The sequence below is a fragment of the Pseudomonas sp. HR1 genome, from assembly GCF_030175875.1.
Taxonomy (GTDB): domain Bacteria; phylum Pseudomonadota; class Gammaproteobacteria; order Pseudomonadales; family Pseudomonadaceae; genus Chryseomonas; species Chryseomonas oryzihabitans.
In genome coordinates this window covers 316,401-341,199 of the sequence record NZ_JASNRF010000005.1, presented here as the reverse complement: position 1 = coordinate 341,199, position 24,799 = coordinate 316,401, and the positions used below count along the sequence as shown (strand labels likewise).

Below are 24,799 nucleotides of genomic sequence, written 5' to 3'. Positions count from 1 at the left end.
TCCCGAAGCTGTCCGCGGTCGCCCGGGGCGACCCATCCGCCAGTGTAACCAAAGCCTTCGACAGGCGCCGCTAGTCGCGCACCAGCCACTGGCCGGCGACCTGTTCGAGGTGCCGGGTGAGTGCCTGCAAGGCGGCGCCGCCATTGCGCCAGTGATGCCAGAACAGCGGCACGTCCACCCAGTGACCGGGCGCCAGATCCACCAGCGCGCCCCGCGCCCGGGCGGTCGCACTCTGGATATCCGGCAGGAGACCCCAGCCGATGCCACCCAGGGTCATCTGCAGAAAGCCCTCGGCGGAAGGACAGAGGTGGTAGTCGAAGGTCTGGGTGACGCCGAGCTGCTCCAGATAGCGATGCTGCAGGCGATCATCCGGGCCAAAGACGATGGCCGGCGCCCGTGCCAGGGCCTGGGGATCCGGCAATGCGGCCAGTTGCCGAGCGCGGAATTCCGGACTGGCCAGGGCCCTGTAGCGCATGGCGCCCAGGGCGCTGACCCGTGCGCCGGCCAGCGGCTGGCCGTTGGCGCAGAGGCAGGCCGCCACCTCGCCGGCGCGCATCCGTCGGAGCACCACGTCCTGGTCTTCCACCACCAGATCCAGCAACACCCGCTGTGCCCGGACCCAGGGGCCGACCGCCAGCGGCCACCAGTTGGCCAGGCTGTCGGCGTTAAGGGCGATGCGCAGGCGCTGCGGCGCCTCTTCGGCCAGACCCGGCACCTCGCTGCCCAGATCGGCTTCCAGCAGCCGCACCTGCTGGATATGGCGCAACAGCCGCAGACCCGGCGCCGTCGGCTGCGGGGGTGTCTCCCGCACCAGCACCGCCTGGCCGACCCGGGCTTCGAGCAGCTTGATGCGCTGGGACACCGCCGATTGCGACAGCCCCAGGCGCCGCGCCGCCCGCTCGAAACCGCCCTCTTCCACCACCACTGCCAGGGCTTCCAGCAACTTGTAGTCGATCATCGATTCAGCTAATGCTGCATAAGGAATATTGGTTTTTCTTATACACCTGGACGCGGCAAGGTGGCAGCCAATCCAGCACGACAGGGCACCACTTCCGCAATGAACAGCTACGTCACCGGCCTCCTGACCATGGCCAGTCTCATCATGGCGCTGGGCGCGCAGAACACCTATCTGCTGGCCCAGGGGCTGCGCCGCGAGCACCATCTGGCCATCGCCGCCTTCTGCCTTACCTGCGACGTGATTCTGGTGGCCGCCGGGGTACTGGGCCTGGCCGCGCTGATCCAGCACAGTCCGTTGCTGGTGGATATCCTGCGCTGGGGCGGCGCGGCCTTTCTGCTCTGGTATGGCGCCCAGGCATTGCGTCGGGCCTGGCGGCCGGCAGCCATGGGCACCCTGGCCGCGGCGGAGCCACGCAGCAGGCGGCAGGCGCTGCTCGCCGCCGCGGCGGTCTCGCTGCTCAATCCCCATGTCTATCTGGACACGGTGCTGCTGGTGGGCTCCCTGGGCAGCCAGCAGGCCGCGCCCCTGGCCTATGTGTTCGGCGCGGCCACGGCCTCCATGCTGTGGTTCTTCGGCCTCGCCCTAGGCGCCGCCTGGGCCGCGCCCTACCTGGCCCGCCCAGGGGTGTGGCGGTTGATCGATCTGCTGGTGGCCGGGGTGATGTTCGCCGTCGCCGCCCAGTTGCTGGTCTCGACCTGAGGCTGGCCTTCCCCGGGCGAGCGCCCTAAGCTGCGGCTCTGCGTTTCCTGTCGAGAGTCCTCATGCCCTTCGCCCGCTCGCTCCGCAGTCAGAGCCTGCTCCTGTTCGGCGGCAGCCTGCTGCTGATGCTGCTGATCGCCCTGGCCGGCTTCGGCCTGCTCTCCCGCGAGTTGCATCGCTACCAGCACCTGATCGAAGGCCCGCTGGAGCGCCTGGTGGAGATTGACGACACCCACCTGATCTTCAAGATCCAGGTCCAGGAGTGGAAGAATTTTCTTCTGCGCGGCGGCGATGCCACGACGGCCGAGCGCTACTGGCAGGCCTTCCTGACCCGCGAGGCGGAGGTCGACCGGCGTCTGCAGCAACTGACCGGCAGCGTCGATCCCGATCTGCAACCGCGGCTCCAGGCGCTGCGGGCCCAGCACCAACGCCTGGGCGAGCGCTATCGCGCCGGCCAGGCCGCCTATCTCGCCCATGATCGCGATCCGCGTCGCGGCGATGCCGAGGTCCGTGGTATCGACCGCGAGACCGCCGAGGGCTTCGCCGCCCTGGTCGACGACCTGCACGGACGCACCGCCGCGCAGATCGCCGCCATCCGCGCCGAGGCGCAGCGCGACATCCTGCTCGCCGGCCTCGCCCTGCTGCTCTGTGGCGGCGGCCTGCTGTTCCTCGGGATACGGCTGGTGGAGCGGCGGCTGGTGGATCCGCTGGTGGCCTGCGCCCGGCAACTGGGGCTGCTGGCGCGCGGGCGTTTCGGCGAGCGCCTGCCCGGCGGCCGCGATGACGAAATGGGGCGCCTGGTCCTCAGCACCAATCTCCTGCGCGACGCCGCCGTGCAGCACACCCACGACCTGCGCCACCAGGCCGGCGAGGTGGGCGCCCTGAGCGCGCTGCTGGCCAATCAGCTGGTGACCGAGCCGGGCCAGCCGCCGCGAGAGGTCGATCCGCAGGTGCTCAAGGACGTCAGCCGCCGCCTCGCCGACATCGCCGGCGATCTAGAGGAGGCCGCCAGCCAGCGGCAGGACTGAGCTCCGCCGCTAGAGCTGCGCCGGCACCTCGCGCCACGCGCCCGGCGCCAGATCGTCCAGGGTCCAGGGGCCGATGCGGACGCGCACCAGGCGCAGGGTCGGCAGGCCCACCGCGGCGGTCATGCGCCGCACCTGGCGATTGCGCCCTTCGCGAATGGTCAGCTCGATCCAGGCGGTCGGCACGCTCTTGCGAAAGCGCACCGGCGGATCGCGCTCCCAGAGCGCCGGCGGCTCCGCCAGCAGGCGCGCCTCGGCCGGCAGCGTGGGGCCGTCATTCAGTTCGACGCCCTGGCGCAGGCGCTGCAGCTGCTCTTCTCCAGGTGTGCCCTCCACCTGGGCCCAGTAGGTCTTGGGCAGCTTGTGCCTGGGATCGGCGATGCGCGCCTGCAACTGGCCATCGTTGGTCAGCAGGAGCAGGCCTTCGCTGTCGCGATCCAGGCGGCCAGCGGGATAGACGCCCGGCACCTCGACATAGGCCTTGAGGGTCGCGCGGCCGTCGGCGTCGGCGAACTGGGTGAGCACGTCGAAGGGCTTGTTGAGCAGCAGCAACCGCGGCGTGACCGGCGGTGCCTTGGCCTGGCGACGCGGACGCTGGCCGGGGGTGGAACGGGTATTTCGCGACATGGGGATCGACGGCGGCTAGCCAAAGGGTAATCTGGACCGCCCAGTCTATTCGTCCGAGGTCCCATGCGCATCTTTCGTCCGCTGTGGCTGATCCACCTGCTGACCCTGGCCGGTTGCGCCTCCTCCGCCTACGAGGGTCCGCGCTCCGATCACTTCGACGGCGAGCGCTTTCACAACCTGGCGCCGCGCGAAGACAAGAGCCTCTGGACCCTGCTGAAATGGCAGTTCACCCGCACCCGTCCCGAGTGGACCTGGCAGGACGGGCCGGCCGTACCGACGCGGCCAGTGGCCCGGGTCGAGGGTGGCGAATTGCGGGTGACCTTCGTCAATCATGCCACCCTGCTGATCCAGCATCAGGGTCTCAACATCCTCGCCGATCCGGTGTGGTCGGAGCGGGTCAGTCCCTTCAGCTTCATTGGTCCGCGACGCTATCACGCGCCGGGCGTGGCCCTGGACGACCTGCCGCCGCTGGACTTGATCTTCGTCAGCCACAGTCACTACGACCATATGGATCTGGCGACGCTGCGGCGCCTGGCCGAGCGCGCGCCCCTGACGCCGGTGGTGACGCCCCTCGGCAATGCCGAGCTGATCCGCCGCGAGACCGGTTTCGTCACCGTCAGCGAACTGGACTGGTGGCAGAGCCTGCCGCTCAAGGACGGCGTGCGCCTGCACCTGGTGCCGGGCCAGCACTGGTCGGCGCGCAGTCGCTTCGACACCAACCGCCGGTTGTGGGGCGGCTTCGTACTGGAAGCGCCGACCGGACCGGTCTATTTCGCCGGTGATACCGGCTGGGGCCCGCACTTCGCGCAGATCCGCGAACGCCTGGGCGCGCCACGCTTCGCCGCCCTGCCCATCGGCGCCTATGAACCGCGCTGGTTCATGCGGGACAGCCATCTGAATCCCGACGATGCGGTACGTGCTCATCAGGCGCTGGGCGCCGTCAGCAGCCTGGGCATCCACTTCGGCACCTTTTCCCTGAGCGACGAAGAACAGTTCGCCCCGCCCCGCGACCTGGCCCACGCCCGCGCCCTGCATGGCCTGGCGGACGAGGCGTTCCGGACACTGGCACCGGGCGAGATCTGGTCGGTGCCCTGAGGTCAGCCGCCGACCTTTGCTGCTTCGATCAAAGGTGGCAAGGAGGAGGCGCTGAGCCAATCCATCAGGGTGGCTCTCATACCGACTCCCCAATGCTGGTCATAAAGCATCCAGGCCTCGGTAATCACGATGGCCCAGAGAATGCTGAACAGCGAGCCGACCAGAAAGTATTCGGCAAAGTCCCGCTGATCCAGCTCCTTGAAGCGAGCGACGGTCTTTAGCGCTATCACCGCCGCGAGGATTTCCCAGCTGTTGCTTAGCAGTCCCGCAGCCAACACCAGACGTTCGAGCCAGCCGATGAGGCGTCCCGCGGAAAAGGCGCCATCGCTGGACGCGCCTGGCATTCTTGGCCGTGTCATGCGGATGAGCATCCTGCGACACAAGACATTGCCAAGCTCGGTCAACAGGGCCAAGGCGAAGAGCGTATAGGCCAGTGCATGCAATCCTTGCAGCAACCCGTTCATTGCTCAGCCTCCCTGCGATCCAGATCCGCCAGCACTTCCAGCACGGCATTCCACTGTTGGCTATAGGCGTCGAAGTGACCGGAGGTGCGTACCTTGTAGATGCTATGGACCGACACCTGACGCTGCTCTGCCAGCTCCGCGGGTAACTGTCCGTTCAACAGTGCCGCGATGTCGCTCAATTGACGTTGTGTCCAACCCTTCTCGATAACCGTCAAGCCAACCCCTAGTGCATCGAGAGTGGTCTCCAACAGCGGCTCCTGAGGCAGCGAGAAACCATAGCGGCAGAGCGCGCGCTTTTCGTTTAGCTTGTGCCGACTGCGGCTAAGACCCGGCCCCATCATGTTCCAGGCCTGCTGCGGATTCACAGCCGTTTCTATCCGGGCCAGCCCCAGCACGAAACGGCAATCGATACCACGCTGCAGGAGATCCAGCCTGATGTCACGCAACAGCCGAGCGCCGGCATTCAGGGACGTCACCAAGCCCTGAAATTCGTCTCCAAGGGTGATGGTCAACGGTGATGCCAGGACGTCGGCATAACGCCTGTTGCACTGCACGACCGCTTCATTGAAAGCCTTGTGTAACTGCGCGATATCGGCAGCGTGCTCGCTATGCACCAGGTCGCCCATTACTACCGCGAGTGTCCTGGCAGTTATTTCCTGTTTTGGGGTCATTTTTCGCGATGTAACCATAAAAGGGTCAATCGCTTCTTTTTACCCAAAAACGGTGCGACTCGCCTAGCGCTAAATGTCATCAGTAATCAGCAGGGCAAGAGACAAAAGCAGCCAGGACGCTTGAGGATGCCCTCAACACCTCGCTGCTCCCGCCCATTAATTCAGGTTATTCCACCAGCCCCTTGTCCCAGAGTCGTACCAGCTCACTGGGCGCGCGGTCCTCGGGAATCAGCAGGGTCAGTTCGTCCTGCTGCTCGGCGGGCTGGGGACGGAAGCGCAATTCCACCTTGAAGTAGCGCTGATCGCCCCGCCCGACCTGGGTCGGTTCGCCGGATTCCGGCAGGCAGCGTTCCAGCACCGAGCAGATGCGCCCGCGCTGGGCGCTGTCGTACTGGCCGAATTCGATCTCCCGCGGCTTGCTCAGCGCGTGCAGGGGCGCGAAGCCGCCCTGTCGCGAGAGTCGCACCACGGTGTCCTTGCCCAGCGGGGGAAGTTCGCGCATTGCCCTGCTCCTCTAGATGAGAGTGACGCCCACGCCGGCCCAGGCCTCTTCGACCGCACGCACCTCCGCCGACTCGGCGCCGAAACGGCGACCGGCATTGGAGACGGTCAGACGGGCGAAGGCGGCGAAATCCGCATCGTTGGCCAGGCGACTGTCGCACAGGGTGTCGTACCAGATCGGCCCGGCCTTTTCCCAGGCGTAGCCACCCAGGGCCATCGCCGCCAGATAGAAGGCCCGGTTGGGAATGCCCGAGTTGAGGTGGACACCGCCGTTGTCTTCGCGGGTCTCGATATAGTCGCGCATATGCCCGGGCTGGGGGTCCTTGCCCAGGGTCGGATCGTCGTAGGCGGTGCCCGGCTCGGCCATGGACCTCAGGCCCTTGCCGTTGATCTTCTTGGTCAGCAGCCCGGCGCCGATGATCCAGTCCGCCTCGGCGGCGGTCTGCTTGAGCTGGTACTGCTTGACCAGGATGCCGAAGACGTCGGAGACCGATTCGTTGAGCGCGCCGGACTGGTTGAAGTACACCAGTCCCGCCTCGCTCTCGGTGACGCCATGCACCAGTTCGTGGGCGATGACGTCCAGGGCGATGGTGAAGCGGTTGAAGATCTCGCCGTCGCCATCGCCGAACACCATCTGCTCGCCGTTCCAGAAGGCGTTCTGGTATTCCTGGCCATAGTGGACGGTACCGGCCAGCGGCAGGCCCTGGCCATCGATGGAATTGCGCCCGAACACCTCGCTGAAGAATCTGAAGGTGGCACCCAGGTAGTCGTAGGCCTCGTCCACCGCCACATCGCTCAGTGCCGGCTGCCCTTCCTGACGCACCAGACGCCCGGGCAGCTGCATGGCGTTGCCGGCATCGAAGATGCTGCGCTGCGGACTGGCGTCATCGGTACGCGGCAGCGGCCCGACCGGTGCCTGGCGCACGCCGGGGCGACCGGGATTGTGCAGCAGACTCTGGACGTGACTCAGGGTGGTCAGGGCGCAGGAACGCTGGTGTTCGTCGCCATGATCGATGATGCGACCAAGAATGTAGGGGGGAATCACCCCCTGGTAGGTGCCCGGGTTACAAGACATGCGCGCCCTCCTCCTCTGGGGGACAAAGGTCCCCGATCACCGCAGCGTGCGGTCCGTGTTTCTTGGACCACGAAACGACCAGACGGCTCCCGCCTCTTCACCCGGAGGCAGGCTTCTGGTACAAAGGCACCCCACGCGGGCGTCGTATAATGGCATTACCTGAGCTTCCCAAGCTCATGACGAGGGTTCGATTCCCTTCGCCCGCTCCAGATTCCAGACGGCCTCCAATCAGTCCTTGCGGACACGCTGATTGGGGGCCGTTGCGTTTCCGGGCCCTGCCAAAGGGGTTTCGCGCGCGAAACCTACCCCGCCACCAGCCCCTTCACCCGCTGCGCCAGGGCCTCGACCGCGAAGGGCTTTGTCAGGATCGCCATGCCCGGTTCCAGGTGGCCGTCGCTGAGCAGCGAGGTTTCGGCGAAGCCGGTGATGAACAGCACCTTGAGCGCCGGGCGGCGGACGCGGGCGGCGTCGGCCAGCTGGCGGCCGTTCATGCCGCCGGGCAGGCCGACGTCGGTGACCAGCAGATCGATGCGCGCATCGGAGTGCAGCACCTCCAGGCCGCCGGCGCCATCGGCGGCCTCGATGATGACGTAGCCCAGTTCGCGCAGCAGATCGGTCACCAGCATGCGCACCGTGGGTTCGTCGTCGACCACCAGCACCGTGGCATTGGCGCCCTCCAGCAGACAGGGCTGACCGTCTGCCAGAGGCGAGCCGCACGGCCGCTCCACCGGTCGCAGGGGCAGGTACAGGCAGACGGTGGTGCCTTCGCCGGGTGTCGAGCGCAGCCGCAGCTGGCCGCCAGACTGGCGGGCGAAGCCATAGATCATCGACAGCCCCAGGCCTGTGCCCTGCCCCATGGGCTTGGTGGTGAAGAAGGGCTCGAAGGCCTTGGCGGCGACTTCCGGCGTCATGCCGCTGCCGCTGTCGGTCACGCTCAGATGCAGATAACGCCCGGGGGCCAGTTCGAAGTCGCGGGTATCCGCTTCGCCAAGGGTGCGATGACTGGCGGCGATGAGGATGCGCCCGCCCTTGGGCATGGCGTCGCGGGCGTTGATGCACAGGTTGAGCAGGGCGTTCTCCAGCTGGGACTGGTCCACCAGCAGGGGCTGGTCGTCCGGCAGGCTGCTGAATTGCACCTGGATGGCCGGTCCCACGGTGCGCTGCACCAGGTCGAGCAGGCCGCCTACCAGTTGGTTGACCTCGGTGGCTTCCGGGGCCAGGGTCTGGCGGCGGGCGAAGGCCAGCAGCCGGTGGGTCAGGGCCGCGGCGCGCTTGGCGCTGCTCTGGGCAGCCGTCAGGTATTTTTCCAGCTCGGTGAAGCGCCCCTGGCCAATTCTCAGGCTCATGAGGTCGAGGCTGCCCGAGATCCCGGCGAGCAGGTTGTTGAAATCGTGGGCCAGGCCGCCGGTGAGTTGCCCCACGGCTTCCATCTTCTGCGACTGACGCAGGGCCTCTTCCGAGCGGCGCAATTCTTCGGTGCGCTCTTCGACCCGCTGCTCGAGGGTGGCGGTCAGGTCCCGCAGGTCCGCCAGGGCGCGGTCGCGCTCGTCGGCCAGGGCCCGGCGGGCGTCCACGTCCAGCAGCACGCCGGGAAAGCGCAGCGGGGTGCCATCCGGCGCCAGTTCGACGTGGCCGTTGGCCTCCAGCCAGTAGTAGCGGCCGTCACTGCGGCGGACCCGGTACTGGTGGGCATAGCGGCCACCACGGCCGATGACGTCGGCGATGGCCGCGGCCAGGCCGGCCTGGTCGTCCGGATGGACGGTGGCCACCACTTGCGCCAGGCTCAGGCCATCGCGCCCCAGGGCCGGGTCGAGGCCGAAGTTGATGGCGAAAGCCTCGTCGACGGTGAATCTGTCGGTGGGCAGATCCCAGTACCAGGTGCCGATGATGGCGCCGGCGGCGAGGGCCAGCTGCACGCGCTCGGCGGCGGCCAGCACGCTGCTCTCCGCGGCGCGGGCGCTGTCGAGCTCGTCGATGCGTGCGGAAAGCTCCTGTTCGAGGGTCAGGTTGTGCCGCCGCAGGGCGGCCTCGGCCACATCGCGCTGACGGTGGGCCTGAACACTGGCGGTGGTCTCGGTGGTGATGTTGAGCATGCCGACGATGCGCTCGCCATCGCGCAGCGGGCTATAGGAAAAGCTCCAGTAGGTGTCCTCGGGATAGCCGTTGCGGGTCATCACGAAGTGCTTGTCGACGAAGTGCAGCGCCTCGCCGGCCAGCGTCCGCGCGATCAGCGGCGCGATCTCGTCCCACAATTCCGCCCAGACCTCGTCGATCGGCTGCCCCAGGGCGGCCGGATGGCGGGCGCCGAGAAAGGGGGCGTAGGCCTGGTTGTAGATCAGTGTCTGCTCGGCGCCCCAGGTGGCGCACATGGCGAAGGGAGACGCCATGAGCAGGTCGTAGGTGGTCCGAAGGGCCACGGGCCAGCTGGCGCGCGCGCCCAGTGGCGTGGTTTCCCAGGCGAAACTTTCGAGATAGGACAAGGGACGACTCACTGGCAGAGGCACGGAGGGATCTCGTGGCCGTCCGGGCCTGCCGCGAGGCGCCCGGATGCCCATGATAGGCAGGTACGCAAGGCCCCTGCCAGTACCGCGATCCATCGCTGGCGCCGCCCTGCCCACCCGAGGCGGGACCGGGCCTGCGGCATGCTGTCCCGGTGAAACGACTGGCACCGGCGCCGTGCATCTCTTACCGTGTGGCCCCCGCTGTCGCTGTCAGGTATCCGCTCGTCATGTCCGCGTCTCCCACCCCGCCCGAGGGGCTGCAACGCAGCCTGTCCAATCGCCATCTGCAACTGATCGCCATCGGCGGCGCCATAGGCACCGGCCTGTTCATGGGCTCGGGCAAGACCATCGCCCTGGCCGGCCCCTCGATCCTGCTGGTCTATCTGATCATCGGCAGCGCCCTGTTCTTTGTCATGCGCGCCCTGGGCGAATTGCTGCTGTCGGATCTGGAGTACAAGTCCTTCATCGACTTCTGCACCGATCTGCTCGGGCCCTGGGCCGGCTTCTTCTGTGGCTGGACCTACTGGTTCTGCTGGATCGTCACCGCCATCGCCGATGTCATCGCCATCGCCGCCTATGCCCAGTTCTGGTTTCCCAGCCTTGCGCCTTGGATCCCGGCGCTGCTCTGCGTGCTGCTCCTGCTGGGTCTGAATCTGGTCACGGTGCGGCTGTTCGGCGAACTGGAATTCTGGTTCGCGCTGATCAAGATCGTCGCCATCTGCGCCCTGATCGTCACCGGATTCGGCCTGGTGCTCTGGGGCTTCCAGTCGCCCTCGGGCAACGTCGCCAGCCTCGCCAACCTGTGGAACGACGGCGGCGTCTTTCCCATGGGGCTGGGCGGCTTCTTCGCCGGTTTCCAGATCGCCGTCTTCGCCTTCGTCGGTATCGAGCTGGTGGGCACCACTGCCGCCGAGACCGCCGATCCGCGGCGCAACCTGCCGCGGGCGATCAACTCCATTCCGGTGCGCATCCTGGTGTTCTATGTGCTGGCGCTGGTGGTGATCATGGCGGTGACGCCCTGGCGCCAGGTGGTGCCGGACAAGAGTCCCTTCGTCGAACTCTTCGTGCTGGCCGGCGTGCCCATGGCCGCCAGCCTGATCAATTTCGTGGTGCTGACCTCCGCCACCTCCTCGGCCAACAGCGGCATCTTCTCCACCAGCCGGATGCTCTATGGCCTGGCCCGGGAAGGCCATGCGCCACGCGGCCTCACCCGCCTCTCGCGGGCGGCGGTGCCGGCGCGCGGCCTGGTGCTGTCCTGCCTGTGCCTGCTGCTGGGTACGGTGCTGATCTACCTGATTCCCAACCTGGTCACCGCCTTCACCCTGGTCACCACCCTGGCCGCGGTGCTGTTCATGTTCGTCTGGTCGCTGATCCTGCTGGCCTGGCTGGCCTACCGCCGCAACCGTCCGGAGCGCCATGCCGCCTCGGCCTTCCGCCTGCCCGGCGGGCGCTGGGTGTGCTACGGGGTGCTGGCCTTCTTCGCCGCGGTGCTGGTGCTGCTGACCCTGCAGGACGACACCCGCCAGGCGCTGCTCGCCAGTCCGCTGTGGTTCCTGCTGCTGGGGGTGGGCTACTGGTGGCGCGGGCGGCGGGCGCTACGCGCCGGCTAGCCGGACGCTGGCCGCTCAGCCCAGCGTCCAGAGTTCATCGAGCCGGGTGGTGTAGCGCGGGCTGAGCAGGTCGCGGCGCATCTGCCAGGCGGGATCGCGCGGGATCCGCGCCGGTCTCAGGGTCTCGCGACCGAACCGGCTGTTGATGGCGTCCAGGGTCGCCATCAGCCGGGCCGCGGCCGGATCCGGGGCGGCGGCGAAGAGATCCGCCGCCACCTCGCTACGGCCGCAGAGATCGAGCAGCAGCACCTCGGCCTTGGCGTAGCCGAAGCCGTCGCGAAAGATCTCGCGCAGGCCCGCCTGGGCCTGGTCGTTGAGCACCCGGGTGTCGTCGCTGGGCACCGGCAGGTTGAGCAGGGCGGCATTGGCGTAGCGGCCTTCGTCGGCGCCGTGCATGCCGGTCTGGATACTGACCCTCAGGGTGCGACAGAGCGAGCCCTGGGCGCGCAGCTTTTCCGCAGCCCGCGCGGTGTAGCTGGCCACCGCCTCGGCCAGGGCGCCGAACTGATACTGGCGGCGACCGAACATGCGACTGCAGCAGATGGTCTGCCGGGGCGCTTCCACTTCCTCCAGGCTCAGGCAGGCCAGACCGCGCAATTCCCGCGCGGTCTTTTCCAGCACCACGCTGTAGCGCTGGCGCAGCGACCAGGCGTCCTGCCCGGCCAAGTCCCAGGCCGTGCTGACCCCCTCCCCGCGCAGCCGCGCGGCCAGGCGCCGGCCGACGCCCCAGACGTCTTCGATGGGCGAATGCCTGAGCACCCAGTCATGCACCGCCGGATCGCGCAGATCCAGCACCCCGCCGGTGCGCTCCGGCCAGCGCTTGGCGGCGGCGTTGGCCAGCTTGGCCAGGGTCTTGGTGCCAGCGATGCCGACGCTGACCGGGATGCCCGTCCACTTCTGCACCCGGGCCTGCAGGCGATGGCCGAGGGCGTCCAGGGGTTCGGGCAGGCCGGCCAGATCGGCGAACACCTCGTCGATGCTGTAGCGCTCCAGGCGCGGCACCAGGGTCGCCAGGGTGCGCATCACCCGGTCGCTGAGATCGCCATAGAGGGCATAGTTGGAACTGAAGGCCGTCACTTCGCCGCGCCGGGCCAGTTCGCGCACCTGGAACCAGGGCGCCGCCATGGCGATGCCCAGGCGCTTGGCCTCGGGCGAACGGGCGATCACGCAGCCGTCATTGTTGGACAGCACCACCACCGGGCGCCCGGCGAGATCGGGGCGGAAAACCCGCTCGCAACTGCAATAGAAGGCGTTGCAGTCGATCAGCGCCAGCACCGACTCAGCCATGGCCGAAACGCCTCAGGCTGTGGGTGGCCACGCCCCAGACCTCGAAGTCGTCGCGCTCGCCGATGACCAGGGGGGCATAGGCGGGATTTTCCGCCAGCAGGACGAAATTGGCGCCGCGCCGACCGAGGCGCTTGAGGGTGGGTTCGCGATCGCGCACCGCCACCACGATGTCGCCGACCCGTGCCGGCCGGGCGCGATCGACGATCACCAGGTCGCCGGCAAAGATGCCGGCGCCGGTCATGCTGTCGCCACTGACCTGGATGACATAGGTGTGGGGCGCGCGCAGGTCGACCAGCTCGTCCAGCGAGACCTGGCGCTCCAGATGATCCTGGGCCGGCGACGGGAAGCCGCACGGCAGGCGAAAATCATAGAGCGGCAGCCGGGTGTCGGACGATTCCAGGCAACCCAGGACGGTAACGGACATGACAAGGCGCTCCTGCGGATAACTGTCTATTTATACAGTTATCCGCAGCTGCCGTGTTGTAAAGTCCGACCTAATCTGCGCCGATGAGCGGCGCCATCAGGCGCTGAGGCGGAAGCGCGAGACGATGCCGCGCAGGTCCTGGGAGAGGCCGGCGAGGCGTTCGGCGGTACCGGCATCGGACTCGATACCGGTCAGGACCTGCAGGGTGCTGGCGCGGATGCCGGTGGTGTTGCGGTTGATGTCTTCGGAGACCGCAGCCTGCTGTTCCGCGGCGCTGGCGATCTGCACATTGACGTCGACGATGCGCTCCACCGCGGCGCCGATGCTGGTCAGGCTGACGCTGGCCTGCTCGGCCGCCGCGACGCCGGTCAGGGCATGGCCGCGGCTGGCCTGCATCTGCCCGACGGCCTCGCCGGTGGCGGCCTGCAACTGCTCGATGATGCGGCGGATTTCCTCGGTGGAGGTCTGGGTGCGCGAGGCCAGGGTGCGGACCTCGTCGGCCACCACGGCGAAGCCGCGGCCCTGCTCGCCGGCCCGAGCGGCCTCGATGGCGGCGTTGAGCGCCAGCAGGTTGGTCTGCTCGGCGATGGTGCGGATCACCGCGATGACCCCGCCGATGGCCTGGCTGTGGGTTTCCAGGGCCGCGACCTTGGTGGCGCTGAGGTCCACCTCGGCGGCCAGGGCCTCGATGGCCTGTTGCGTCTGCTGCATCACCCGGGTGCCTTCCCGGGTGGCCTGATCGGCCTGCTGGGCCGCGGCCACGGCGCCTTCGGTGTTGTTGGCGACGTCCGCCACGCTGGCGGTCATCTCGGTGATGGCGGTGGCCACCTGATCGGTCTCGCCCTGTTGCGTCTGCATGGTCGAACGGGCCTGGCCGATGGAGCCGGCCAGGGACCCCGAGGCCTCGGCCACCGCGCTGGAGGCCTGATCCACCTCGCGCAGCGAGCGACCGAAGGCCTCCAGCATCGCGTTCAGGCTACGGCCGATGTCGGCGATCTCGTCACGCCCGAGCAGGGCGGCGCGGCGACTCAGATCGCCCTGGGCGGCGGCGGCGGTCACCCCGACCAGTTCGGCGATCCCCAGGCGCAGGGCCTGGTAGATGCCGGCGAAGGTATAGGCCAGCAGCAGCAGGGCGCCCAGGATCATGCCCACGACCAGATTACGCAGCGTGGTCGCATGCGCCAGACGCTCGGCCAGCAGCTGGGAGAGCTGACCCTGCGCTTCCTCCTGCACCTTGTAGTAGCGGGCGACCACGGCATTGCCCTGGGCACCCAGGGCGCGACCGGAAACCGTACCCTCATTGGTCATGGCCGCCTGCATGCCCTGACGGAAGTTGGCATAGTCGTCCGCCGCCTGGGCCAGGGAGCCCTTGAGGCGCTGGGCCAGCTCCGGCCCCTGCCGCGCCAGGAGTCTGAGGCCCTGCTCCAGTTCGTCGGCGCTCTGCCGTTCCTGGTTCACCACGCTGCGCGCCAGATTCAGACTGGCCGGATCGAAGCGGTTGGTGGCACTCAGGCCGAAGGCCAGGCCGCGCAGCTGGCCGATGAGGTTGATTTCCCGCGGCAGGCGCACGGAGGTGATGTCGATGAGAAAGAGGCTGGTGTAATCCGAATCCAGCGCCAGGCCGGAGGTGGCCGACACGTAATAGAAGAGGTTGAGGGTCTGGGTCAGCTGCTCGTTCCAGGCCTCGAATCCCTCCAGCGGGGTGCCGTTGGCTCCCTGCATCAGGCGCTCGGCGCCCCGCCGCAGCTGGCTCAGGCGATCGCCGGTTTCCAGCTGGGTGCCGAGTTCGCGATCCAGCCGGCCGAGGTCGTCATAGGCCTTGAGCAGGTTGTCACGGTTGTTCTGCCAATCCTGCTGGGCGGAGGCATCGCCATCCTGGAGTCGCTTGGTCAGGGCGCGCTGCAACATGCTCAGGCGGGCGACCGGCGTCAGTTGCGTCAGATAGCGCTGACCGTCGATTTCCTGGGCCAGACCGACCCGCTGTTCCTGGATATCCTGATAGAGATAGACGCTGAGAAACACCAGGGGCACCAGGATGATGGCCGCCAGGCAGGCGAATTTGGCGGGGAATCTCAGGCGATTCATTAGGCTTACGACGGGGGTCAACAGATTCATGGCGAGCTCACGGGCGGCAGAGGGGGTCACTTGGGCTGTACCGCCCAATTTGTGACCTAATAGACAGAGTTTTCTGTAACAGTTCTATCGCTATCGGCCTGCCGTCTCGCTTATATGGCCCTTTGCCACTCGACGGTCGAAAGGCGTCTCCCAACGGTCGCAGGATGGCTCTAGCATGCATGATGTAGTGATTCTCAATGCCCTTGTGCTGGATGGTCGCGACCGTCCGGGCCGGGTTCTCGACGTGGCGATTGCCGGCGAGCGTATCCAGGCACTCGGTCAGTTGGCCGGGCAACCGGCACGGGAGGTCCGCGATGGCCGCGGCCTGGCGCTGGCGCCCGGCTTCATCGATGTCCATACCCATGACGACACCATGGTCATCCGCCGCCCCGAGCAACTGCCCAAGCTCAGTCAGGGGGTCACCACCGTGGTGGTCGGCAACTGCGGCATCAGCGCCGCCCCGGTGCGGTTGCGTGGCGAGCCGCCGGATCCGCTGAATCTGCTGGGCCCGGCCGCGGCCTTCAGCTATCCCACCTTTGCTGCCTATCGCGCGGCGGTGGAGCAGGCCCGCCCCGGCGTCAACGTCGCCGCTCTGGTCGGGCACACGGCGCTGCGCAGCAATCACCTGGACGATCTCCAGCGCGCCGCCACCCCTGCCGAGATCGCTGCCATGCGCGCCGAATTGCGCGACAGCCTGGCCGCTGGCGCTCTGGGGCTCTCCACCGGCCTGGCCTACGCCTCCGCCATGGCGGCGCCAACCGCCGAGGTTGCCGCGCTGGCCGCCGAGCTGGACGCCGTGGGCGGACTCTATGCCACCCACTTGCGCAGCGAATTCGCCGCGGTGCACGAGGCCCTGGACGAAGCCCTGGACATCGGTCGCCAGGCCCGGGCGCCGGTGGTGGTGTCCCACTTCAAGTGCGCCGGGGTGGACAACTGGGGCCGCGCGCCGGAGTTGCTCGGCGCCCTGGCGCGGGCCGCCCACAGCCAGCCGGTCGGCTGCGACTGCTATCCCTATGCCGCCAGCTCCTCCACCCTGGATCTCAAGCAGGTCACCGACCGCCACCGCATCACCATCACCTGGTCCACCCCGCACCCCGAGTGCGGCGGCCGCGACCTGGCCGCCATCGCCGCCGACTGGGGCCTGGACCTGCAGGCCACCGCCCGTCGCCTGCAACCGGCCGGTGCCGTCTACTACGGCATGAGCGAAGCCGACGTGCGCCTCATCCTCGCCCATCCGCTGAGCATGATCGGCTCCGACGGCCTGCCCGAGGACCCCTTCCCCCATCCGCGACTCTGGGGCGCCTTCCCGCGGGTGCTCGGTCACTTCAGCCGCGACCTTGGCCTCTTTCCCTTGCACACCGCCGTGCACAAGATGACCGGCCTCTCCGCCGCCCGCTTCGGCTTGGCGGGTCGCGGCCTGATCGAGCCCGGCGCCCAGGCCGATCTGGTGCTGTTCGACCCCGCCCGCATCCGCGACGTGGCCGACTTCAGCGAGCCGCAACGGCCTGCCGAAGGCATCGAAGCGGTCTGGGTGAATGGGCACCTGGCCTATGCACCGGGGCAGGCCATTGGCGAGCGTCATGGTCGCTTCCTGCCGCGCGCCGGGGATCTGCGGTCGACCTTCCCACGTTCCGCCTGAGCGCTACCGGGTAACGCCTCCAGCTGGTGCATCCCCGTTACCTTCCGCCACCTCCCGGTGCCCTCTGGCACACCGGGAGCACTCTCTGCTGCCTGTCACCAAAGCCAAGCCCTTGATTTGCAACGCCACGCGAAGAGCTGGCACAGTCACTGCAATCTATTCCGTTGTTACGAACACACTTCCGCTATAACGGAAAAGGAGACACGCGATGACAGGCAAGACGAAGGGGTGGAAAACGCTGGCGCTGCTGGTCGGCCTGGTCGCCATGACCGGCGCCCAGGCGGCCAAGCTGGATGACGTGCTCAAGCGCGGCCATCTGGTCGTGGGCACCGGCAGCACCAATGCGCCGTGGCACTTCCAGGGCGCCGACGGCAAGTTGCAAGGCTTCGATATCGATATCTCCAAGGTCATCGCCAAGGGCCTGTTCAACGATCCGGAAAAGGTCGAATTCGTCGTCCAGGGCTCGGATGCGCGCATCCCCAACCTGCTCACCGACAAGGTCGACATCAGCTGCCAGTTCATCACCGTGACCGCCAGCCGCGCCCAGCAGGTGGCCTTCACCCTGCCCTACTACCGCGAAGGCGTGGCCCTGCTCCTGCCGGCCAACAGCCGCTACCAGCAGATCGACGACCTCAAGGCGGCCAAGGGCGACCTGACCGTAGCCGTGCTGCAGAACGTCTATGCCGAGGAACTGGTGCACCAGGCGCTGCCCGGCGCCAAGGTCGACCAGTACGACAGCGTCGACCTGCTCTACCAGGCCTTGGGCACCGGCCGCGCCGACGCCGTGGCCACCGACCAGTCCTCGGTCAAGTACCTGATGACCCAGAATCCCGGCCGCTACCGCTCGCCCGACTATGCCTGGAGCCCCCAGACCTACGCCTGCGCGGTCAAGCGCGGCGACCAGGACTGGCTGAACTTCGTCAATACCGCCCTGCACGAGGCCATGACCGGTGTGGAATTCCCCACCTATCAGGCGTCCTTCAAGAAGTGGTTCGGCGTCGAGCTGCCCTCCCCGGCGATCGGCTTCCCCGTCGAGTTCAAGTGATCCTGGCCCCGGCGCGGCTCGTCCGCGCCCTCTAGGTAGACGTCGAGCATGAACTACACCCTCAACTTCGCCCCCGTGTGGCAGAACCTGGACCATTTGCTGGCCGGGCTCGCCCTCGGCTTGCAGCTGGCGCTGGTGGGCATCGCCATCGGCTGCCTGATCGGCCTGGCCACCGCCTTCGCCCTGCTCTCGCCAGTGCGGGCGCTGCGCTGGCTGGCGGGGGGCTATGTCACCCTGGTGCGCAACACCCCGATCCTGGTGCTGATCCTGCTGCTGTACTTCGCCCTGCCCAGCGTCGGCATCCGCCTGGACAAGCTCAGCTCCTTTCTCATCACCCTGGCGCTCTATGCCGGGGCCTACCTGGCCGAGGTGTTTCGCGGCGGGCTCATGGCCATTCCCAAGGGCCAGCGCGAGGCGGGCCTGGCCATCGGCCTGCGCGAGTGGCAGATCAAGGCCTACGTCATCATTCCGGTGATGCTGCGCAACGTGCTGCCGTCGCTTTCCAACAGCTTCATCTCGCTGTTCAAGGACACCTCCCTGGCGGCGGCCATCGCCGTGCCGGAGCTGACCTACCAGGCGCGCAAGATCAACCTGGAAAGCTACCGGGTCATCGAGACCTGGCTGGTGACCAGCGCCCTCTACATCCTCACCTGCTACGTCATCGCCCTGCTGCTGCGCCAGCTGGAGCGACGCCTGAGCCTGACCCGCTAGGAGCCCGATCGTGTACGAAGCCCCCTCCTGGTTCCTGGAATTGTGGAACGCGCGCCAGACCCTGGCCGCCGGGTTCGCCACCACCCTGGCCTGCTCGGTGCTGGCGGTGCTCGGCGGCACCCTGTTCGGCACCCTCGGCGGCCTGGCGCTGACCTATGGCCGCTGGCCGCTGCGCCTGCCCTTTCGCCTCTATGCCGATCTGATCCGCGGCACCCCGGTGTTCGTGCTGGTGCTGGCCTGCTACTACATGGCGCCGGCGCTGGGTCTGCGGCCCACGCCCTTCCAGGCCGGCACCGCGGCGCTGCTGCTGTTCTGCGGTTCCCACGTGGCGGAGATCGTCCGCGGCGCCCTGCAGGCCATCCCTCGTGGCCAGCACGAGGCGGCCAAGGCCATCGGCCTGACCTTCGCCCAGAGTCTCAAGGAGGTGCTGCTGCCCCAGGCGCTGCGCCAGATCCTGCCGACCTGGGTCAATGCCTCCACCGAGATCGTCAAGGCCTCCACCCTGCTCTCGGTGATCGGCGTGGCCGAGTTGCTGCTGAGCAGCCAGCAGGTCATCGCCCGCACCTTCATGACCCTGCAGTTCTATCTGTTCGCCGGGCTGCTGTTCTTTCTCATCAACTTCGCCATCGAGCGGCTCGGCCGCTATCTGGAAAAACGGGTGACCCTGCCATGACCGACGCCAACGCCCCGCTGTTGAGCATCAACGGCCTGCACAAGAGTTTCGGCGCCACCGAGGTGCTCAAGGGCATCGACCTGTCCCTGGACCGCGGTGACGTGGTCACCCTGATCGGCTCCAGCGGCTCGGGCAAGACCACCCTGCTGCGCTGCGTCAACCTGCTGGAAGACTTCCAGGGCGGCAGCATCCAGCTGGCCGGCGAGGCCATCGGCTACCGCGAGGAAGGCGGTCGCCGCCAGCGCCTGCCGGAGCGCGAGATCGCCCGCCAGCGCTCGCTCACCGGCATGGCCTTCCAGCAGTTCAATCTGTTTCCCCACCTCACCGCCCTGGAAAACGTCACCCTCGGCCTGCGCAAGGTCAAGAAGATGGGCAAGGACGAAGCCATCGCCCTGGGTGAGCGATGGCTGCGGCGGGTCGGCCTGATCGAAAGACGCGACCATCATCCCGGCCAACTCTCCGGCGGTCAGCAGCAGCGGGTGGCCATCGCCCGCGCCATCGCCATGAATCCCAGCCTGATGCTGTTCGACGAACCCACCTCGGCGCTGGACCCGGAGCTGGTCGGCGAGGTGCTGGCGGTGATCAAGGACCTGGCCCAGGACGGCATGACCATGCTGCTGGTGACCCACGAGATGAGATTCGCCTACGAGGTGTCCGATCGCATCGTCTTCATGAGCCAGGGCCGCATCGAGGAGCAGGGCCCGCCCCGCGAACTCTTCGAGCGCCCCCGTTCCACCCGTCTCGCCGAATTTCTCGGCCGGACCTCCTTCTGAATCCTTCCCCCGCTACAGGAGCACCCTTATGAGCATCACCCGATACGGCGCCGGCGAACGCGGCGCAGGCGGCCAACCCCTGCCCTTCGCCCGAGCGGTGGAAGCCGATGGCTGGCTGCACGTCTCCGGCCAGGTGGCCATGGAGAATGGCGAGATCATCGACGGCGGCATCGTCGCCCAGACCCACAAGACCATGCAGAATCTGATCGCCATCCTGCACGAAGCCGGCTACGGTCTGGAGCACGTGGTGCGTGCCGGCGTCTGGCTGGACGATCCGCGCGATTTCTGGAGCTTCAACAAGGTGTTCGCCGAGTACTTCGCCGGCCACGCCCCGGCGCGCGCCTGCGTGCAGTCCTCCATGATGGTGGACTGCAAGGTCGAGATCGACTGCATCGCCTACAAACCCAAGGCCTGAGACAAACCGCCCAGATGACCGAACCTACCCGCCAACGAGCCCGCGGCCTGGACCGCGCCTTCGACATCCTCGATCACCTCAAGCGGGTGGGTCGGCCGCTGCGCCCCAACGAGATCGCCGCGGGCCTGGGCATTCCCAAGTCCACCGTCTACGACCTGGTCGGCCTGCTGCTGGAGCGGCACATGCTCGATGCCGTGGGCCGCGACGGCCAGGTCTACCTGGGCCGCGAGCTGTACTTTCTCGGCCAGGCGCACCTGCGCCACTTCGATCTGGCCCGCGAGGCCGGGCTGCTGCTGGACGACATCGTCGCCCAGACCCGCGAGACCGCCCAGCTGTGCCAGCTCAACGGCCGCAAGTACACCGTCTCGCTGATGAAGGAAGGCGCCCGCGCCTTTCGCATCTCGTCCAATGTCGGCGAGGACGCGCCCATTCCCTGGACCGCGTCCGGGCGACTGCTGCTCGGTCATCTGAGCGATGCCGAGATCCTCGCCCTGATCGATCCGGACGACTTCATCCTGCCCGACGGCAGCCGTCTGGCCCCGACGACCTTTATCGCCGAGATCCGCAGCGCCTGCGCCGAAGGCTTCTTTTCCTTCGACAGCATCGCCGACACCTACACCCACTGCTTCGCCGCCCCGGTGCAGGACGCCAGCGGCCTGAGCATCGCCACCCTGTGCATCGTAGCGCCCCGCGCCGACGCCCAGGCCCACCATGCCGAGTACCGCCAGGTGCTGGTCGACAGCGCCCGCCGCCTGTCCCAGCGCCTGGGCGGCCAGGAGAATCCATGACCATCCTCATCGCCCCCGAGAAAGGCGCCGCCAGTCCTGGCGCCAACCTGCTCAGCGACATCGCCCTGCCCGCCCTGGTCATCCACCAGGACGCACTCGATCACAACATCGGCTGGATGCAGGCCTTCGCCAGCGACCGCGGCGCCGAACTCGCGCCCCATGGCAAGACCAGCATGGCGCCGGCGCTGTTCCAGCGGCAGCTGGCCGCGGGTGCCTGGGGCATGACCCTGGCCACCGCGGTGCAGACCCGCGCCGCCCAGGCCCACGGCGTGCGCCGGGTGCTGATGGCCAACCAGCTGGTGGGCGCACCGAACATGGCGCTGATCGCCGAGTTGCTCGCCGCCGATCCGGACTTCGACTTCCATTGCCTGGTGGATCATCCCGACCAGGTGACCGCCCTGGGCGCCTTCTTTGGCGCACGGGGGCTGGCGCTGCAGGTGATGATCGAGTACGGCGTACCGGGCGGCCGTTGTGGTTGCCGCAGCGAAGCCGAGGTACGAGAACTGGCCCGGACCATCGCCGGGCAACCGGCGCTACGCCTGACCGGCATCGAAGGTTACGAGGGGGTGATCCACGGCGCCGAGGCGGCCACCGACATCCGCGCCTTCGCCGATTCCCTGGTGCGCTTGGCGGAGGAACTGCGCGGCCAGGGCGCCTTCGCCCTCGACCGACCCATCGTCACCGCCTCGGGTTCGGCCTGGTATGACCTGATCGCCGCCGCCTTCGACCAGCTGGAAGTGCGCGAGCGCTTTCTCGCCGTCATGCGGCCCGGCAGCTATGTGGTCCATGACCACGGGATCTATCGCGATGCCCAGCGTGGCGTCCTGGCCCGCACCGGTCTGAACGAGGGCCTGCAACCGGCGCTGGAGGTCTGGGCTCACGTGCAATCCCTGCCCGAACCCGGTTTCGCCATCCTGGCCCTGGGCAAGCGCGACATCGCCCACGATGCCGGCCTGCCGCTGCCGCTGCGCCGCTACCGGCCCGGCCAGACTGCTGCCGAGGCGGTCGACGTCAGCGGCTGCACGGTCACGGCCATCATGGACCAGCACGCCTTCATGGTCGTCGCCCCGGGAACCGCGCTGGCCATCGGCGACCTCATCGCCCTGGGCACCTCCCACCCCTGCCTGACCTTCGACAAGTGGCGCCAGGGCTGCATCGTCGACGAAGGACTGCAGGTGGTGGAGACCTTCGCCACCTGCTTTTAGGCTTGTTTGAAAGGTCGTCGAACGAAGGTCAGGCAAGGCAAAAATCTGTGAGGAAGCGGATCGGACTCGCGCTCGAGTTTACGAATGGTAAATGAGCATTCCGACTGGGCTGGCATTCCAGCAGATTTTTAACGCAGCATGACCGAGTGCAGGCACCTTTCAGACAAAGCCTAGGGGCGCAGCTCGCCCTCTTCCTCCCCATCCCAGTAACGGATGCGCTCGGCATGCACCTTGATGAGGATCATGCCGGGCGTGTCGGTGCCCTGGGGAAACCAGCGGTCCAGACTCTTGGTCCAGTGCGCCTCGAATTGCGCCTTGTCGCGGATAAGCTCGGCGTGCCCTTCGATGCCGATGAAGATGCCGGGCTTGCCGAGCAGGCTCTTGCCTTCGCTGAAGCTCAGTCCCACCGCCGGATCCTGCTCGATGTCCCGGATCTTGGCCGAGTCCTCGTAGGCATAGAACCAGGAGTCCCCGTCGTATTCGACGTCGCCGTTGTTGCTCATCGGCCGGCTGGTCAGGCGCCCGGTGCCGGTGGTCAGCATGCAGAAATCCAGATCGCGCATCGCTTTGGAAAGGTCGTGCAGGGTCTTGTCGGCCATGGGGGTCGCTCCGGTTGGGCGGGCAGGCAGTGCCCGTCTCCATTCAGACCGGGGGCGGCGGCCGCTTGGTTCCGGCGCAGCGGCGTCGCCCGGGCTTTTCGGACGGACAGCCCTAGTGGGAAGCGACATAGACCGCCGTCGCAGGCGGTGCCGGCAGCGCATAGGTGGCCTTCATCCAGTCGATCTCCGCCAGCGGGGTCCGGCCGAACAGCCGCTTGAATTCGCGGCTGAACTGGGAGGCGCTCTCGTAGCCTACGGCAAAGGCCGCGTTCGCCGCCGGGAGGGCGTCGCGCAGCATCAACAGCCGCGCCTGGTGCAGACGGGTCGACTTCAGATACTGCATGGGCGTGGTGCCGGTAATGTCGCGGAAGTGCCGGTGGAAGCTGGGCTGACTCATGCGCGCTTCCTGCGCCAGCGCGGCGACGTCCAGCCGCTCGGCATAGCGGGCGTGCAGGGTGCGCAACGACCGGGCGATACGGCCGAAACGCCCCTGGCGATCCAGGGCCGCGCGCAACGAACCACCCTGGGCGCCGGTGAGGATCCGATAGTAGAGCTCACGCAGCAGCGCCGGCCCCAGCAGCCGGGCGTCGGTCGGCACGCTCAGGACCTCCAGAAAGCGCAGCGTCGAGGTGCGCAGCGGCTCATCGATCGGCGAGGCATAGAGTCCGCGGGGCGCCTCCAGCGCCGGCCCCAGTTCGCTGTCTAGCTGCAGCACCAGGTCGCCGAGCAGCCGAAAATCCAGGCGTAGATAGATGGCCAGCAGCGGTGCCTCCGGACTGGCATCGGTCTCCATGGTGAAGGGCACGGGCACGGAGACCACCAGGTAGTGCTGGGCATCGTACTGATAGACGCGGTCACCGAAGTAGCCACGCTTGCCGCCCTGGCAGACGATGACGACCCCGGGATCATAGAGCACGGGTACGCCGGTCAGCGGGCGATCCGAGCGCAGGAAGCGCACATCCTCCAGAGGGCTGAGGTTGTAGCCTTCCTGGGGCGCCAGCCTGCCCAGCAGCGCCACCAGACGTCTGGCAAGGGGATCGCTCGGATTCATGGGACCTCCGCTTCAGCCATCGGTGGAAAGGGTCAGGGCTTCCCAGCGGTCGATTTCCCGGCTGGCCGTGGCCAGGCGTTCGCGAACCAGGTGCAAGGCATCGCTCCCCAGCAGCAAGTGCGTTGGCGGCGCCGGCAGGGCGATGAGCTGCAGCAGCGCCTGGGCCGCCTTGCGTGGATCGCCCAGCTGCTTGCCGCTCTTGGCCTCCCGCGCCGCCCGGATCGGCGTGAACTGCTCGTCGTAGTCGGAGATGCCGCGTGCGCTGCGACGCATCGAGCGACCCGCCCAGTCAGTGCGAAAGGAGCCGGGGGCCACGGCGGTGACCCAGACGCCGAAGGGTGCCAACTCCTGGCCCAGGGCCGCCGAGATACCTTCGAGGGCGAACTTGCTGCCGCAATAGTAGGAGATACCCGGCAGGGTGATGGTGCCACCCATCGAGGTGATGTTGATGATATGACCGCGGCGCCGCTCGCGGAAGGACGGCAGGAAGGCCTTGGTCATGGCGACCGCCGCGAAGACATTGACCTCGAATTGCTGGCGCAGCTCTTCCAGCGGCGATTCTTCGAGAATGCCCTCATGGCCGTAGCCGGCGTTGTTCACCAGGACATCCACCGGACCGTGGGCTGCCTGAACCTCGGCCACCACTGTCGCCAGGCGCGCATGGTCCGTGACATCCAGCAGCACGCCATGGGCCCGGTCCGACAAGGCCGCGAAGGCCTCCAGATCGGCTTCCCGGCGCAGCGTGCCGATGACACGGTGGCCGGCCGCCAGGGCTTCCCGCGCCAGGGCATTGCCCAGGCCGCTGCTCACGCCGGTGATGAAAAGGGTCTTGTGCTCGTTCATGGTCT

Annotated in this window: 25 protein-coding genes and 1 tRNA gene; 13 read left to right on the top strand and 13 right to left on the bottom strand. The window is 67.6% G+C overall.

What is annotated here, in order from left to right:
• Window positions 1-70: 70 nt before the first annotated feature.
• Window positions 71-958 carry a LysR family transcriptional regulator ArgP gene (locus QKY98_RS19370; RefSeq protein WP_027598524.1) on the bottom strand — a complete coding sequence of 296 codons (888 nt, stop codon included), beginning with the start codon at window positions 956-958 and terminating at the stop codon, window positions 71-73.
• 99 nt (window positions 959-1,057) lie between these two features.
• Here QKY98_RS19370 and QKY98_RS19365 point away from each other — a divergent pair, with 99 nt between their 5' ends.
• Together QKY98_RS19365 and QKY98_RS19360 are read left to right on the top strand one after the other, a co-directional pair.
• Window positions 1,058-1,657, top strand: a complete 600-nt coding sequence (locus tag QKY98_RS19365) for a LysE/ArgO family amino acid transporter (protein WP_007161919.1) — start codon at window positions 1,058-1,060, stop codon at window positions 1,655-1,657.
• Window positions 1,658-1,719: 62 nt separating this feature from the next.
• Window positions 1,720-2,685, top strand: a complete 966-nt coding sequence (locus tag QKY98_RS19360) for a methyl-accepting chemotaxis protein (protein ID WP_042136821.1) — start codon at window positions 1,720-1,722, stop codon at window positions 2,683-2,685.
• A 9-nt stretch (window positions 2,686-2,694) separates the two neighbouring features.
• On the opposite strand, the gene QKY98_RS19355 is transcribed toward QKY98_RS19360, so the two are convergent.
• Complete coding sequence (locus QKY98_RS19355) at window positions 2,695-3,309, bottom strand: pseudouridine synthase (protein ID WP_144947352.1); 615 nt, start codon at window positions 3,307-3,309, stop codon at window positions 2,695-2,697.
• A gap of 63 nt (window positions 3,310-3,372) precedes the next feature.
• On the opposite strand from QKY98_RS19355, the gene QKY98_RS19350 reads away from it, so the two are divergent.
• The gene (locus QKY98_RS19350) at window positions 3,373-4,404 is read left to right on the top strand and encodes an MBL fold metallo-hydrolase (RefSeq protein WP_144956046.1); all 1,032 of its coding nucleotides are present in this window, start codon (window positions 3,373-3,375) and stop codon (window positions 4,402-4,404) included.
• Window positions 4,405-4,406: 2 nt separating this feature from the next.
• Here QKY98_RS19350 and QKY98_RS19345 read toward each other — a convergent pair whose 3' ends face one another.
• The 4 genes from QKY98_RS19345 to QKY98_RS19330 form a co-directional block, all read right to left on the bottom strand.
• Window positions 4,407-4,868, bottom strand: coding sequence for a hypothetical protein (locus QKY98_RS19345; RefSeq protein ID WP_284671418.1), 462 nt, complete (start codon window positions 4,866-4,868; stop codon window positions 4,407-4,409).
• A complete protein-coding gene (locus QKY98_RS19340) occupies window positions 4,865-5,494 on the bottom strand; it encodes a SatD family protein (RefSeq protein WP_037007319.1) in 630 nt (209 codons plus the stop codon). Before QKY98_RS19340 ends, QKY98_RS19345 begins: the two co-directional genes overlap by 4 nt.
• 211 nt (window positions 5,495-5,705) lie before the next feature.
• A complete protein-coding gene (locus QKY98_RS19335; protein ID WP_007161915.1) occupies window positions 5,706-6,041 on the bottom strand; it encodes a protealysin inhibitor emfourin in 336 nt (111 codons plus the stop codon).
• 12 nt (window positions 6,042-6,053) lie between these two features.
• Window positions 6,054-7,115, bottom strand: a complete 1,062-nt coding sequence (locus QKY98_RS19330; RefSeq protein ID WP_284671417.1) for a M4 family metallopeptidase — start codon at window positions 7,113-7,115, stop codon at window positions 6,054-6,056.
• Between the two features lie 135 nt (window positions 7,116-7,250).
• Here QKY98_RS19330 and QKY98_RS19325 point away from each other — a divergent pair.
• Window positions 7,251-7,324: transfer RNA gene (locus tag QKY98_RS19325), tRNA-Gly, on the top strand.
• A gap of 93 nt (window positions 7,325-7,417) precedes the next feature.
• On the opposite strand, the gene QKY98_RS19320 is transcribed toward QKY98_RS19325, so the two are convergent.
• Window positions 7,418-9,595: a hybrid sensor histidine kinase/response regulator gene (locus QKY98_RS19320; RefSeq protein WP_350030291.1), complete on the bottom strand. Its 2,178-nt coding sequence runs from the start codon at window positions 9,593-9,595 to the stop codon at window positions 7,418-7,420.
• 248 nt (window positions 9,596-9,843) lie between these two features.
• On the opposite strand from QKY98_RS19320, the gene cycA reads away from it, so the two are divergent.
• Window positions 9,844-11,226: a D-serine/D-alanine/glycine transporter gene (cycA, locus tag QKY98_RS19310; protein ID WP_181085785.1), complete on the top strand. Its 1,383-nt coding sequence runs from the start codon at window positions 9,844-9,846 to the stop codon at window positions 11,224-11,226.
• A gap of 15 nt (window positions 11,227-11,241) precedes the next feature.
• Here the strand turns inward: cycA and QKY98_RS19305 are convergent, their stop codons facing one another.
• From QKY98_RS19305 to QKY98_RS19295, 3 genes are all read right to left on the bottom strand, one after another.
• Complete coding sequence (locus QKY98_RS19305) at window positions 11,242-12,513, bottom strand: Y-family DNA polymerase (protein WP_284671416.1); 1,272 nt, start codon at window positions 12,511-12,513, stop codon at window positions 11,242-11,244.
• Entirely contained in the window at window positions 12,506-12,937 is a 432-nt protein-coding gene (locus QKY98_RS19300; protein ID WP_027598514.1) for a LexA family protein, read from the bottom strand. Before QKY98_RS19300 ends, QKY98_RS19305 begins: the two co-directional genes overlap by 8 nt.
• A gap of 96 nt (window positions 12,938-13,033) precedes the next feature.
• Window positions 13,034-15,052 carry a methyl-accepting chemotaxis protein gene (locus tag QKY98_RS19295; RefSeq protein ID WP_284671415.1) on the bottom strand — a complete coding sequence of 673 codons (2,019 nt, stop codon included), beginning with the start codon at window positions 15,050-15,052 and terminating at the stop codon, window positions 13,034-13,036.
• 175 nt (window positions 15,053-15,227) lie between these two features.
• Here QKY98_RS19295 and QKY98_RS19290 point away from each other — a divergent pair, with 175 nt between their 5' ends.
• The 8 genes from QKY98_RS19290 (at window position 15,228) to QKY98_RS19255 (ending at window position 22,301) form a co-directional block, all read left to right on the top strand.
• The gene (locus tag QKY98_RS19290; protein WP_284671414.1) at window positions 15,228-16,691 is read left to right on the top strand and encodes an N-acyl-D-amino-acid deacylase family protein; all 1,464 of its coding nucleotides are present in this window, start codon (window positions 15,228-15,230) and stop codon (window positions 16,689-16,691) included.
• Between the two features lie 265 nt (window positions 16,692-16,956).
• A complete protein-coding gene (locus tag QKY98_RS19285; RefSeq protein WP_223855486.1) occupies window positions 16,957-17,736 on the top strand; it encodes a transporter substrate-binding protein in 780 nt (259 codons plus the stop codon).
• Between the two features lie 48 nt (window positions 17,737-17,784).
• On the top strand, window positions 17,785-18,447 hold the full coding sequence (locus QKY98_RS19280) for an amino acid ABC transporter permease (RefSeq protein WP_027598510.1): 663 nt from the start codon (window positions 17,785-17,787) through the stop codon (window positions 18,445-18,447).
• 10 nt (window positions 18,448-18,457) lie between these two features.
• Window positions 18,458-19,120 carry an amino acid ABC transporter permease gene (locus QKY98_RS19275; RefSeq protein WP_027603009.1) on the top strand — a complete coding sequence of 221 codons (663 nt, stop codon included), beginning with the start codon at window positions 18,458-18,460 and terminating at the stop codon, window positions 19,118-19,120.
• A complete protein-coding gene (locus QKY98_RS19270) occupies window positions 19,117-19,893 on the top strand; it encodes an amino acid ABC transporter ATP-binding protein (protein WP_284671413.1) in 777 nt (258 codons plus the stop codon). The genes QKY98_RS19275 and QKY98_RS19270 overlap by 4 nt, the downstream gene beginning before the upstream one ends.
• A 28-nt stretch (window positions 19,894-19,921) precedes the next feature.
• Window positions 19,922-20,308: a RidA family protein gene (locus QKY98_RS19265; RefSeq protein ID WP_007161900.1), complete on the top strand. Its 387-nt coding sequence runs from the start codon at window positions 19,922-19,924 to the stop codon at window positions 20,306-20,308.
• Between the two features lie 14 nt (window positions 20,309-20,322).
• Entirely contained in the window at window positions 20,323-21,096 is a 774-nt protein-coding gene (locus QKY98_RS19260) for an IclR family transcriptional regulator (protein WP_042136802.1), read from the top strand.
• Window positions 21,093-22,301, top strand: a complete 1,209-nt coding sequence (locus tag QKY98_RS19255; RefSeq protein WP_042136799.1) for an amino acid deaminase — start codon at window positions 21,093-21,095, stop codon at window positions 22,299-22,301. The genes QKY98_RS19260 and QKY98_RS19255 overlap by 4 nt, the downstream gene beginning before the upstream one ends.
• A gap of 170 nt (window positions 22,302-22,471) precedes the next feature.
• On the opposite strand, the gene QKY98_RS19250 is transcribed toward QKY98_RS19255, so the two are convergent.
• The 3 genes from QKY98_RS19250 to QKY98_RS19240 all read right to left on the bottom strand — a co-directional run bounded on the left by QKY98_RS19250 (window position 22,472) and on the right by QKY98_RS19240 (window position 24,794).
• Window positions 22,472-22,900, bottom strand: coding sequence for a pyridoxamine 5'-phosphate oxidase family protein (locus QKY98_RS19250; protein ID WP_027598506.1), 429 nt, complete (start codon window positions 22,898-22,900; stop codon window positions 22,472-22,474).
• Between the two features lie 112 nt (window positions 22,901-23,012).
• Entirely contained in the window at window positions 23,013-23,951 is a 939-nt protein-coding gene (locus QKY98_RS19245; protein ID WP_284671412.1) for an AraC family transcriptional regulator, read from the bottom strand.
• Window positions 23,952-23,963: 12 nt separating this feature from the next.
• Window positions 23,964-24,794, bottom strand: coding sequence for an oxidoreductase (locus QKY98_RS19240; RefSeq protein WP_284671411.1), 831 nt, complete (start codon window positions 24,792-24,794; stop codon window positions 23,964-23,966).
• Between the last annotated feature and the right edge of the window lie 5 nt (window positions 24,795-24,799).